General features: G+C 66.3%; 10 protein-coding genes. 6 read left to right on the forward strand and 4 right to left on the reverse strand.

Annotation, left to right across the window (positions count from 1 at the left end):
- Positions 1-202: 202 nt before the first annotated feature.
- From ACM9HJ_RS11875 to ACM9HJ_RS11890, 4 genes are all read right to left on the reverse strand, one after another.
- On the reverse strand, positions 203-1,318 hold the full coding sequence (locus ACM9HJ_RS11875; RefSeq protein WP_416571936.1) for an aromatic ring-hydroxylating oxygenase subunit alpha: 1,116 nt from the start codon (positions 1,316-1,318) through the stop codon (positions 203-205).
- Positions 1,315-2,580 (reverse strand): MFS transporter, encoded by a 1,266-nt coding sequence (locus tag ACM9HJ_RS11880; RefSeq protein WP_416571937.1) that lies wholly within the window; start codon positions 2,578-2,580, stop codon positions 1,315-1,317. Before ACM9HJ_RS11880 ends, ACM9HJ_RS11875 begins: the two co-directional genes overlap by 4 nt.
- Positions 2,581-2,819: 239 nt before the next feature.
- On the reverse strand, positions 2,820-4,436 hold the full coding sequence (locus ACM9HJ_RS11885; RefSeq protein WP_416571938.1) for a phytoene desaturase family protein: 1,617 nt from the start codon (positions 4,434-4,436) through the stop codon (positions 2,820-2,822).
- Between the two features lie 239 nt (positions 4,437-4,675).
- Entirely contained in the window at positions 4,676-5,875 is a 1,200-nt protein-coding gene (locus ACM9HJ_RS11890; protein WP_416571939.1) for an aromatic ring-hydroxylating oxygenase subunit alpha, read from the reverse strand.
- 176 nt (positions 5,876-6,051) lie between these two features.
- Between ACM9HJ_RS11890 and ACM9HJ_RS11895 the strand changes: the two genes are divergently transcribed.
- The 6 genes from ACM9HJ_RS11895 to ACM9HJ_RS11920 all read left to right on the forward strand — a co-directional run bounded on the left by ACM9HJ_RS11895 (position 6,052) and on the right by ACM9HJ_RS11920 (position 11,630).
- Entirely contained in the window at positions 6,052-6,369 is a 318-nt protein-coding gene (locus tag ACM9HJ_RS11895) for a 2Fe-2S iron-sulfur cluster-binding protein (protein ID WP_416571940.1), read from the forward strand.
- A complete protein-coding gene (locus tag ACM9HJ_RS11900) occupies positions 6,369-7,604 on the forward strand; it encodes an NAD(P)/FAD-dependent oxidoreductase (protein ID WP_416571941.1) in 1,236 nt (411 codons plus the stop codon). Before ACM9HJ_RS11895 ends, ACM9HJ_RS11900 begins: the two co-directional genes overlap by 1 nt.
- A gap of 42 nt (positions 7,605-7,646) precedes the next feature.
- Positions 7,647-8,282, forward strand: coding sequence for a TetR/AcrR family transcriptional regulator (locus ACM9HJ_RS11905; protein ID WP_416571942.1), 636 nt, complete (start codon positions 7,647-7,649; stop codon positions 8,280-8,282).
- Between the two features lie 81 nt (positions 8,283-8,363).
- Positions 8,364-9,839: a CapA family protein gene (locus tag ACM9HJ_RS11910; RefSeq protein ID WP_416571943.1), complete on the forward strand. Its 1,476-nt coding sequence runs from the start codon at positions 8,364-8,366 to the stop codon at positions 9,837-9,839.
- Positions 9,836-10,780: an ABC transporter permease gene (locus tag ACM9HJ_RS11915; RefSeq protein WP_416571944.1), complete on the forward strand. Its 945-nt coding sequence runs from the start codon at positions 9,836-9,838 to the stop codon at positions 10,778-10,780. Before ACM9HJ_RS11910 ends, ACM9HJ_RS11915 begins: the two co-directional genes overlap by 4 nt.
- Positions 10,767-11,630 (forward strand): ABC transporter permease, encoded by an 864-nt coding sequence (locus tag ACM9HJ_RS11920; protein WP_416571945.1) that lies wholly within the window; start codon positions 10,767-10,769, stop codon positions 11,628-11,630. Before ACM9HJ_RS11915 ends, ACM9HJ_RS11920 begins: the two co-directional genes overlap by 14 nt.

Here is an 11,630-nt window from a genome sequence, read left to right on the forward strand (position 1 = left end):
CTTCCTGAACCGTATCAGCAGTTGATCGTTCGTTCAATACGCCTTTTTGGCACTGCAAAACAGTTTTGCCGCAGAAGCCAAACCGGCGGTGGGCCTGGAGTTGGAACGGGGGGGCTAGTGGGTTGATTGTACGCCGAGCGGGCCTGTTTCGGCGGCAGAAGATGATGCGTGGTGGGAATGGGCTGATGTGCACTGGGAACCATCAGTCGCCGATGCGGTCGGCGACATAGCGCCGGATATCCAGGTTCCAATCCTCCATGGGCGCGTAATAGCCATGGGCATGGACGCGTGATCCGGTGCCGCGCTGCACGCTTTCGCAGATGGCCCAGTCCTGGCGGTTCACCATGTCCCAGAAATCCACCGTGTCTTCGGGCGTGAAGTCGGGCTTTTCCATCTCATCCGGCGCGAACAGGAAATGCACTTGGATTTCCGTGCGGTCCGGCCCCTTGGGAAACAGGATGAAGGCGGCGACATGGTCGCAGGCCAGGCTGATGAACAGGTTGGGATAGGCCAGCTCGCCCTTGTGGCGGATCTGCTCGTCGGCATCCAGTCCGGGGAAGGGGGCGCGATTGGTGGTGCCGCTGCGGGTGAAGGTATAGGCGCCGTCGCGGTGCGGAATGCCGCGCGACCAGTCCAGTTCCGATCCGCCGCGTTCGCGGAAGGCGGGCACCAATTCGCACAGTTCGGGATGCACGCCGGCGCAGTGGTAGCACTCGTTATAATTCTCCGCCAAAATCTTCCAGTTGGCGGCCACGTCATAGGTGAGGGTACGGCCGATGCGCAGGCGGGACAGGGGGTAGTTCCTCACCCGCTCCGGCATGCCGCCGAACTGTTCGGCGATGGGCTTGGCTTCCGCCGGAGTTAGGTGGATGAAGATGAAGCCGCCCCACAGTTCCACCCCCACGGGGTATAGCGAGAAGTCGGCCTTGCGGAAATCCTCCCCCTCCTTCATGTGCGGGGCGGCGATCAGGCGGCCGTCCAGCCCATAGGCCCAGGAATGGTAGGGGCAGCGGATCAGGTTGGCATTGCCTCCACCCGATCCGTGGCACAGCTGCGCGCCGCGATGACGGCAGACATTGTAGAAGCCATGCACGCGCCCATCCGCGGCCCGGGTCAGCAGGATGCTTTCCCCGGCGATGTCGACCAGCAGGCGGGAGCCGGTGTCGGGCAGCTGTTCCGCCCGCCCGGCGCAGACCCATTCGCGCGCGAAGATGCGTTCCTTCTCCCGGGTCCAGATGGCGGGGTCATGGTAATGGGTCGAGGGCAGGGTCTTTTCCAGGGTCGCGGTGTCCGGGGCGTTGTGCTGCGGCAGGTTCATGTCTGGGGCCCTTTCGGCTGGTCGTTGGCGGGTTCCAGGGGCTTGTGCGGCGACCATTGGAACAGGATGGGGGAAGTCTGGGGATAGGCCACGAATTCCTCCCGCAGCCGGTTCTGCCGGCGGCGGATCAGGCGCCAGGCGACGTAGAGGCCCAGCAGCAGCGACAGCGCCAGGACATAGAGGAAGAAGCCGTCGCCCCCGCCCGCCGCCAGCGTGCCCGTGCCGATCATCGGCCCGGCCGTGCGCCCGGCCGCCCAGATCAGCAGCAGGTTGGATGACAGGGCCACATATTCCCCGGCCTGCGCCCGGTCGTTGGTATGGGCGACACCGACGGGATAGAAGGCGTCCGACAGGCCGCCCAGCCCGGCGAACAGGAAGCAGGCGATCCAGAACGGCGTGGCCGGCCCGACGCCCAGGAAGGCGATGGCGACGGCGGCCATGGCGACGGCCATGCCCAACATGATGAAACGCCGGTCGAACCGGTCGGACAGCGATCCCACCGGCCATTGCAGGACCAGCCCGCCGATCTGCATCACCGCCATCAGGATCACGATCTGCTGCTGCCCGAACCCGACCGTGGCGCCATAGAGCGGGCCGATGCCGGCGAAGGTGCCGGCCACCAGCCCGGTATAAAGGCAGCACATGACGCCCACCGGCGACACGCGCCAGGCGCGCAGCCATTGCAGGCGGACGGGAGCCGGGACGGGCGGGCTTTCCACCTTCAGCGCCACGATGGGCACCAGCGACAAGGCGTGGAACAGGGCGGCCAGGATCAGCAGCCGGCTGCCCGTGGGCGGGACCCAGATGGCGATCACCTGGCCCAGGCCCCAGCACAGCGACAGCAGGATGACATAGATGGTCAAAAGCCGCCCGCGCCAGGCCGGCCGCACCAGCTCGTTCAGCCAGCTTTCGGTGACGGTGGCCAGGGCGGCGGCACTGCAGCCGCCCACGATTTGCAAACCGATCATCAGGGGGAGCGGTAAAGGCCAGTCGAAGCCCAGCACGGCCACGGCGGCGGCGGCACAGAAGGCGGCACAGGCCCGCACATGCCCCACCATGACGATCAGCCGTTCCGACAACAGGCAGCCCAGCAGGAACCCGCCGGAATATCCCGTCACCACAAGCCCGATTTCCGCCGTCCCATGCCCATCGGCCGCCAGCCGCAGGGGCAGCAGCGTATGGAACAGGCCCGACCCGACAGCATACAGCGCGCTAGCCAGCAGCGGCGGCGGCAGGTCACGGGTCGGGCGGGGTTCGGCCATGGACGCTCCGTTAAACGCCCCCTTTCGTCATCCCGGCGCAAGCTGGGACCCAGGGGTCACAAGGACTACCTTTCCACCTGCCGGCTTCACGCAGCTTCACGGTCGGGCGCTTGGCCCCTGGGTCCCGGCTTGCGCCGGGATGACTGTGGAGAGTGGCGTCGGCGATATTTCAACTCCCCGAAAATCCCGCCCCCAGCCCTTTCACGGGGCCAGGGGCGGCAGTGTACCCGCGTCCATCCTCACGCGGAGTAGGGGATGCGCTTGGCGCGCAGATCGGCCAGGATTTCGCGCGCGGCATTGTGGCCGGGCGCACCGGTCACGCCGCCGCCCGGATGGGTGCCGGCGCCGCACATGTAAAGGCCCTTGATGGGGGTGCGGTAATCAGCATGGCCCAGCATGGGGCGGGCGGAGAAGATCTGGTTCAGGTCCAGTGCCCCATGGAAGATGTCGCCGCCCAGCAGGCCGAAGGTGCGCTCCAGGTCCAGCGGGCTGTTGATCTGCCGGCCGATCACCGATGCCTTGAAGTTGGGGGCGTACTGGTTGACCGTGTCGATCATCAGGTCCGCCACCTGTTCCCGGTAATCGTCCCACGATTTGCCGTCGGGCAGTTCCGGGCTGACATGCTGGCAGAACAGGCTGGCCACATGCTGGCCCGGCGGGGCCAGCGTGGGATCGAGGGTGGAGGGGATCAGCACCTCCACGATGGGCTTCTTCGACCAGCCGTCGCGCTTGGCGTCCATATAGGCCATGTCCATGTAATCCAGGCTGGGCGCGATGATGATGCCGGCGGTGTGATGTTCGGCCCGTGCCTTGCCGGGCAGGCAGGTGAAGCTGGGCAGTTCCGACAGGGCGACATTCATGCGGAATGTGCCCGACCCGCAGCGCCAGTTGGTGATGCGATGGTTGAATTCCGCCGGCTGCTCATTGGCGGCCACCAGCTTGGAGAACAAAAGCTTGGGGTTCAGGTTAGACACGACCAGCCGGCCGCGCACGGCGGTACCCTTGGCGGTGACGGCCCCCACGGCCCGGCCCTTCTCGATGATCACTTCGGTGACCGGGCTGTCGGTGATGATCTCCACGCCGGCCGCCATGGCGGCCTTAGCCATGGCCTGGGTGATGGCGCCCATGCCGCCGATGGCATGGCCCCAGGCGCCCTTCTTGCCATTCACCTCACCAAAGACGTGATGCAGCAGCACGTAGGCGGAGCCGGGCGTATAGGGGCTGGCGAAATTGCCGACGATGCTGTCGAAGCCGAACAGGGCCTTGATCGGGTCGCTTTCGAACCAGCGGTCCAGATAATGGCCGGCCGACATGGCGAACAGGTCCAGCAACTCGCGCTGCAGCTCCAGATCCAGCTGGCGCATGCGCTGACCCAGCCTGGCACCCTTGATCAGTTCGGGAATGGCCGCGAACAGGCCACCGCGCACGACATTGGGCGGGGTCTGCAACACGATGTCGCGCAGCACGTCGGCGATGGCGCCGGTCTTTTCCTCGTAATCATGCAGCCGTTCGGCGTCGCGGGTGGAGAACTTCGCCACCTCGCGCCTGGTCAGGCCGTTGCCGCCGGCCTTCAGATAGCGGTCCTCGCCCAGCGGCAGGAAATTGGCGATCTCGCGCTCCACCACCTTCAGCCCATGGCCATGAAGGTCCAGATCGTTGATGACCTTGGGGTTCAGCAGCGATACGGTATAGGCGGCGACGGAATTGCGGAAACCGGGGACGAATTCCTCCGTCACCGCCGCACCGCCGACCACATGGCGCTGTTCCAGCACCGTGACCTTCAGGCCCGCCTTGGCCAGATACGCGGCACAGACCAGACCGTTATGGCCACCCCCGATGATCACGACGTCGCGCATGAACCCTGCTCCTGTTCGCCGGCACGGGGCCGGGTTTTGATTGTTTGTATGTGATTTAACCCGCTGATCACGGGAGGTCACACTCCCAAATCTTCCGTCATCCCGGCGAAAGCCGGGACCTAGGGGCCACAGGATCAAACCTTTACACAGCGTCGATCAACGTCGCCGAAAGGTTGGGCGCTTGGCCTCTGGGTCCCGGCTTTCGCCGGGATGACGAAGTTATCGAGCATGACGCCCTTTCACTTCATCGGCACGGCCCGCCGGCCCTTCCAACCCGCTGCCGGGGCCTGGGCCAGGCGGCTTTCGGGGATCAGCGACCGGATGCGCCGGGCAAAGGACCGCAACGACACCTCGTTCTTGCCCAGGGGGCCGGTGGAGTATGCCTTGCCATTCATGCCCTGCTGCACCCGTTCGATCAGGGCCTTGTCCTCGATATTGACCTGGCGGTTGATGCGCCAGTTGGCGTAGCGCACGGCCTTCATCTCGCGCCGCTCATCGGGATGGACATAGGCGATCTCGCGGATCACGCTTTCGGTGGGCGAGGTCGGGATCCATTGCATGAAATCGATCTGGTCGGGATAGATGTCGAAGGCCTGGTTGGGCCAGAGCTTGAAATAGGTCCAGAGCCGCTGACGGTCGGCCGGCAGGTGCGGCACCTCCGGCAGGTATTTCTGATAGAACCGCTCCGACAGGTTCTTGGACGGCGGGTCGATCAGATAGCCCCACATCTTGTCGACCCATTCCTTGGCTTCCAGCCCATAGCCATAGCCGAACAGGCGGGTCAGGCCGGGATGAGCGACCGTGATGTGCAGGCTGTCGGAATAATTGTCGCCGACATTCTTCCAGTTCACCGCGCGCGGCCGCATGGTGACGCGGCCCAGCGGCACCAGTTCCTCCAGCCGGTAGGGCTCGATCTCATGTTCGTATGGCGCCATCATCTGCGCCACACTGGGGCCGCCGTTATTCTCCAGCCGGATGAAGATGAAGCCGTGATAGATCTCGAACTCCACGGCCAGCAGCGGATAATCGGCCAGCCGGAAATCGGGGAACTCCTTGCGATAGGGCACGCCGGTCAGCGCCCCTTCGGTGTTGTAGGTCCAGGCATGGTAGGGGCAGACGATGCGCTTGCCGCAATTGCCGACATCGCCGTCCAGCAGGCGCGCCGCCCGGTGGCGGCAGACATTGTGGAAGGCCCGCACCACCCCGTCTTCACCGCGCAGCACGACCACGCTTTCGCCCAGGAAATTGAACGTGTGATAATCGCCCGGATTGGGGATGTCGTTATTGTGGCAGACGATCTGCCAGGAGGTGCGGAAAATCACCTCCCTCTCGACATCATGGAAATCGGCGTCGCGATAGATCCATCCCGGCAGGCTGAAATCATCATCGGCATCCAGGCCCGTCTGGTCGCCGGTGAGGGTGCGGATCGCGTCAGCCATTGGGATGCCTCCATGCGCGGGAATGGATGATGGCGGCTCGTCACCGCTCTTGTTGAACATTCGTACAAGAGCGGCGATGCCCTGTCAATGGGGCCCGTGCATGATTGCCTTACTTTACGATCGTTCAATAGTGTGGTACCGCATGCACCGAACCCAGGATAGCGGGAGGGCGGGCGATGGCGGAAGTGACCTATATCTTGCGCGATGGCGGGCAGCGGCAGGTGACCGCATCGTCCGGCAGCGTCATGGCCGCCGCCATGCAGAACAATGTCCCCGGCATCCTGGCCGAATGCGGTGGCGGCTGTGCGTGTGCCACCTGCCATGTCTATGTCGATCCCGCCTGGATCGACCGTTTGCCCCCGCCGGACGAGATCGAGGCGGAGCTGCTGGACGGTGTCGCCGCCGAACGGCGGCCCAACAGCCGGCTTTCCTGCCAGATCATGCTGTCGGCCGACCTGGACGGGCTGGTGGTGCAGATGCCGGAGGCGCAGTGATGGCGGACGGGCTGGTCATCATCGGCGGTTCCTATGCCGCCGCCAATATCGCCGCCGCCGCGCGCGAGGCCGGATACCAGGAACCGATCCGGCTGGTCAGTGCCGAACCGCATCTGCCCTATCAGCGCCCACCTTTGTCCAAAGGGTATCTGTCCGGGAAGGTGGAAGCCTCCGCCCTGCCGCTGCGCGCCGAAAGCTGGTATCGGGAGACGGGCGTGGAGCTGCTGCTGGGCAGTGCCGCCACGGCGCTGGACCGGGGGGCTGGCCGCGTGGTGCTGGCCGATGGGCGGCAGCTTTCCTATGGCAAGCTGGCCCTGGCCACCGGTGCGCGCCCCCGGCCGCTGACTGTGCCGGGGGCCGGGCTGCGGGGCGTGCTGGGGTTGCGCGATCTAGCCGATGCCGATGCTATCCGGGATCGGATGGGGGCCGTCGACCGGGTGGTGATCATCGGTGGCGGTTTCATCGGGCTGGAGATCGCGGCCACCCTGGCGCTGGCCGGGCGACATGTCACCGTGCTGGAGGCGCAGGATCGGTTGCTGGCCCGTGCCGTGGCGCCGGTGCTGTCGAATTTCCTGGCCAGCGTGCATCGGGACAATGGCGTCATCTTCCGCTTCGGCGCCCGCGTCACGGGCCTGGTGGGGGACGCGGGCCATGTGGTCGGCGTCTGTCTGGCCGATGGGGACATTCTGCCGGCGGGGCTGGTGCTGGTCGGCATTGGTGCCCTGCCCAACCAGGAACTGGCGCAGGCGGCCGGGCTGGCGTGCAATGACGGTATCCTGGTGGATGCCGCGGCGCGGACCGGCGATCCCGCCATCGTGGCGGCCGGCGATTGCACCCGCCACCCCAACCCGCATGCCGGTGGCGGGCTGATCCGGCTGGAATCGGTGCAGCATGCTAACGACCAGGCCAAGGTGGCGGGTGCGGCCGTGGCCGGACAGCCGCGCACCTATGATGCCGTGCCCTGGTTCTGGTCCGACCAGTACGGGTTCAAGTTGCAGATGGCGGGGCTGGCGCGCGGCGCCGACATGTCGGTGCCGCGCGGCATGATCCGTGACGGCAAATTCTCCCTGTTCCATTTCCGGGGCGGGCAGCTGGTGGCGGTGGAAAGCGTCAACCGACCGGGCGACCATATCCAGGCCCGCCGCCTGCTGGCCGCAGGATTGTCGCCGACCCCGGCCCAGGCGGGGGATGCTGATTTCGACCTGAAGGCGCTTTCCGCGCGACAGGCCGGATAGGCGCGTGATAGACAGGTCAGCCGTTCAACAAGGAGCGTTGGAATGGCTGCGCCGACCCGCAAATTCTCCCGCATCCAGCCGGAAATGCGCCGGGAGCACCTGGTCGAGGCCACGCTGCGCTGCCTGGCCGAACATGGCCATGCCGGCGTGTCGGTGCGCAAGATCGCCGCCGCCGCCGACGTTTCCATCGGCCTGATCAACCATTATTATCCCAGCATCGACCAGCTGATCAGCCACGCGTACGAGACGCTGTCGGGCGGCATCGCCACCAGCCTGCTGGAAAGCTCCGCCGCCGGTGGCGGTCCGCGCGACTGCCTCAGCCGCTTCATCAATGAAAGCTTCGGCCCCGCCGTGCTGGACCCCGACATGCTGGGGGTGTGGGTGGTGTTCTGGAGCATGGTGCGCCATTCCCACGACATGCAGACGGTGCAGCAGCGCACCTATGGCCAGTACCGCCAGGTGCTGGAGCGCCATCTGGGCGCCCTGGCGGCGGAGAACAGCCTGCCGCCGCAGAACCTGCAGGCCGCCGCCACGGCCCTGAACGCCATGCTGGACGGGCTGTGGCTGACCTGGTGCCTGAACCCCAGCAATTTCAGCGTCGAGGATGGGGTGGCGATGTGCGAGGGCTGGGTGGATGCCTTCGCCGCCGGTGCCTTCGTGCCGCGACTGAAAGTTTAAGCGGCCATCATTTCCGCTTGCCCATATTGAACGATCGATCAATAATGCCTCTCGACGCAATGATCGGGAGGAGGAACGGGGATGCGCGCTTGCCGCCGGACGGGCCTGTTCCTGGCTGCCGCCCTTGCTGTTCCGGCCCTGGCGTCCCCGCCGGACCCGTCCGATCCGGTGCTTCTGCCGGGCGCGCTTTCCGATCCCAGACGCCCGCCGGCTGCTGAACTGACCACCAGCGTCAGCGATGGTTTCACCCTGGCCCTGGTGGGCGACCTGATCCCGTCACGGCCCCTGCTGACGGCGCGACCGGTGCCGGGGTTCGACAAGGTGGTGGCGCTGCTGCGCGGCGCGGATGTCACCTATGGCAATATGGAAACCAGCCTGATCGACATCCGGCATTTCAACGGCCATCCCTATTCCTATGAGGGTGACTGGACGAACATCGCCCCGCCTGCCGTGGCCGCCGATCTGGCGGGGTTGGGGTTCGACATGGTGGGCATCGCCAACAACCATGCCACCGACTGGGGCTTGGAGGGCATGCGGGAAACCGCCCGCCACCTGGACGCAGCCGGCATCATCCATGCCGGCACGGGCGAGAACCGGGGGCAGGCGCGGGCCGCCCGCTATCTGGACACAGCCAAGGGCCGCATCGCCCTGATCAGCTTCGCCACCACCTTCCGCCCGACCAGTGACGCCATGCCCGCGCGGGGTGAGGCACCGGGGCGGCCTGGGTTGAACGCCCTGCATCTGCGCCACACCGTGCGGGTGCCGGAACCGGCGATGCGGGCGCTGACGCAGGCGGATTGCGTCCTGTCGGGAACGGGATGTGACGGCAAGCTGCCGCATATGTTGAGCCTGTCGGGCACCAATTATGCCCTTGGCCCTCGCGCCATGCATGACTATCTGCCCGATGCGGAGGATGTGGCGGAGATCCATCGATCCATCCGCCAGGCCAGGCAGCATGCCGATCTGGTTCTTGTCGCCCTGCACGCACATGAATGCGACTGGGCCTGCGGCGATGTGGTGAACCCGCAATTGCCGGCCGCCTTCCTGAAGGATCTGGCGCGCGGGGCGGTGGATGCCGGCGCGGACGTGTTCGCCGTCACCGGCATCCATAATCTGGGACCGCTGGAGGTCTATCGCGACCGGCCGATCTTCTATGGCCTGGGCAATTTCATCTGGGGCGATATCCAGGAACCGTTGCCGTACGAACTGTTCCAGGGCAATCGCGACCTGCTGGCCGCCACGTACCGCGACCCGTCCAAGGCCACCGATTACGACCTGACGGCCCCCCTGAATGCCGGCAGCTTCGCCAATGAGCACACGTTCCAGTCGGTGATCGCGGAGGTACGGTTCGGTGTGGGCAAGCTGGTATCCATCACCCTGCATCCGGTGGCGCTGGGCTATGGCGACCGGCTGGAGGAAAGCGGCATGCCGCGCCTGGCCACCGACAAGGTGCAGGCCGGTGCCATCCTGGACCGCATTGCCCGGGCCACCACCGATTACGGGCTGGCCCCGCTGCGCTTGACCCGGCAGGGCGGGGCGGGGATCATCAAGCCATGACCGGCTTTCTGATCCGCCGCCTGTTCCTGGCGTTGGGCGTCGTCCTGGGGGCGACGGTGGCGATCTTCCTGCTGGTCCAGGCTATTCCCGGCGATCCCGTTTCCGTCGCCCTGGGCCCCCGCGCCACGTCGGAGATGCGGGCGCATTACCGGGGGATGATGGGGCTGGACCAGCCGCTTCCCGTTCAGCTCTGGCGGTTTCTCGCCCGCGTCGTCCAAGGCGATCTGGGGACGGATATCTGGAGCGGGCTGCCCGTCACCGGCCTGCTGCTGGATGCGCTGCCGCATACGCTGGCGCTGGCCTGTGCCGGGCTGGGCACGGCCCTGGTGCTGGGCATCTCGCTGGGCTGCCTGGGTGCCGCGAGGAAAGGCAGCATGATCGACCATGCCATCGGCGTGGCCAGTGTTTCCTTCATTGCCCTGCCGCCCTTCCTGGTCGCCATCTACAGTCTGCTGATCTTCGCCGTTACGCTGAACTGGTTTCCCGCCATCGGCGCGGGGGAGGCGGGCGACCTGGGTAGCAGGCTGCATGCCCTGGTGCTGCCTGCCTTCGCCGTCGGGCTGGGCTGGGTCGGCTATATCGCCCGCATCGTGCGGTCATCGCTGATCGAGGTGATGCGGGAAAAACATGTGGAGACGGCGCGGGCCTTCGGCCTGCCACCCCGCATGATCCTGCAGCGCTATGCCCTGCGTCTGGCCCTGGTGCCGGTCGTGTCCATCGTCGGGGTGGGGTTCGGGGCGCTGCTGTCCGGTTCCGTCTTCGCCGAAATCATCTTTGCCCGGCCCGGCATCGGCCGCGTCGTCTATGACGCCGTGCTGGCCCGCAATTTCCCCGTGGTCAGCGGTGCCGTCGTGGTGACCGCCGGCCTTTACGCCATCGCCATGCTGGTGACCGATCTGGTCACGGGAATGCTGGATCACCGCACCCATGCCGCCCTCTGACCCCCCGCCAGGCCGACAACGACCCACCACCCGCCGCCGGTGGCGCGACCCGCTGGGCCTGTTCGGCCTGGTGGTCTGCGCGCTGATAGCACTCGTGGCACTGACGGCCGACATCATCAGCCCGCAAGACCCCGCCCGCATCGCCGTTGCCCACCGGCTGGAGGGGCCGAGTGCGCAGCACTGGCTGGGCACTGACCATCTGGGGCGCGACACGGCATCGCGCATCATCACCGGCACGCGTACGGCGATGGGTGTGGCGCTCTTGTCCATCGGCATCGCCGTGGTGATCGGCACGGTGCTGGGCCTGCTGGCCGGATACGGCCCGCGCTGGCTGGGCACCTTGCTGCTGCTGGTGCTGGATACGATCAGTTCGCTGCCCATGATCATGTTCGCACTGGCCATCCTCACCCTGCTGGGGCCGGGCCTGTGGACGCTGGTCGGCACCATCGCCTTTTTCACCATTCCCAGCTATGCGCGGCTGGTGCGGGCACAGACCATGGCGCTCAGCGACAGTCCGTTCATCCAGGCCGAGCGGTCGATGGGGGCAAGTTTCCCGCGCATCCTGTTCATCCATCTGCTGCCCAATGTCATCGGGCCGCTGCTGGTGGTGATGACCATGGATATTCCCGTGGTCATCGGGCTGGAGGCGGGGTTGAGCTTCCTGGGCATCGGCATCCAGCCGCCCACGCCCAGCTGGGGCAGCATGTTGAATGACGGGTTCGTCTTCATCCGCAACACGCCGCTGCTGGTGATCTTCGCAGGATTGCCCATCGTCATCGCCACCCTGTCCTTCACCTTCCTGGGCGAGGCGCTGCGCGAGCGGCTGGACCCTGCCGCGCGGAGGGCGTGA

The sequence above is a fragment of the Niveispirillum sp. KHB5.9 genome, assembly GCF_048066115.1.
Lineage (GTDB): Bacteria > Pseudomonadota > Alphaproteobacteria > Azospirillales > Azospirillaceae > Niveispirillum.

Bases quoted from the DNA above. Each gene is read 5' to 3' on its own strand.
- ACM9HJ_RS11875 (WP_416571936.1), bottom strand. From the start codon at position 1,318: ATGAACCTGCCGCAGCACAACGCCCCGGACACCGCGACCCTGGAAAAG.
- ACM9HJ_RS11880 (WP_416571937.1), bottom strand. From the start codon at position 2,580: ATGGCCGAACCCCGCCCGACCCGTGACCTGCCGCCGCCGCTGCTGGCT.
- ACM9HJ_RS11885 (WP_416571938.1), bottom strand. From the start codon at position 4,436: ATGCGCGACGTCGTGATCATCGGGGGTGGCCATAACGGTCTGGTCTGT.
- ACM9HJ_RS11890 (WP_416571939.1), bottom strand. From the start codon at position 5,875: ATGGCTGACGCGATCCGCACCCTCACCGGCGACCAGACGGGCCTGGAT.
- ACM9HJ_RS11895 (WP_416571940.1), top strand. From the start codon at position 6,052: ATGGCGGAAGTGACCTATATCTTGCGCGATGGCGGGCAGCGGCAGGTG.
- ACM9HJ_RS11900 (WP_416571941.1), top strand. From the start codon at position 6,369: ATGGCGGACGGGCTGGTCATCATCGGCGGTTCCTATGCCGCCGCCAAT.
- ACM9HJ_RS11905 (WP_416571942.1), top strand. From the start codon at position 7,647: ATGGCTGCGCCGACCCGCAAATTCTCCCGCATCCAGCCGGAAATGCGC.
- ACM9HJ_RS11910 (WP_416571943.1), top strand. From the start codon at position 8,364: ATGCGCGCTTGCCGCCGGACGGGCCTGTTCCTGGCTGCCGCCCTTGCT.
- ACM9HJ_RS11915 (WP_416571944.1), top strand. From the start codon at position 9,836: ATGACCGGCTTTCTGATCCGCCGCCTGTTCCTGGCGTTGGGCGTCGTC.
- ACM9HJ_RS11920 (WP_416571945.1), top strand. From the start codon at position 10,767: ATGCCGCCCTCTGACCCCCCGCCAGGCCGACAACGACCCACCACCCGC.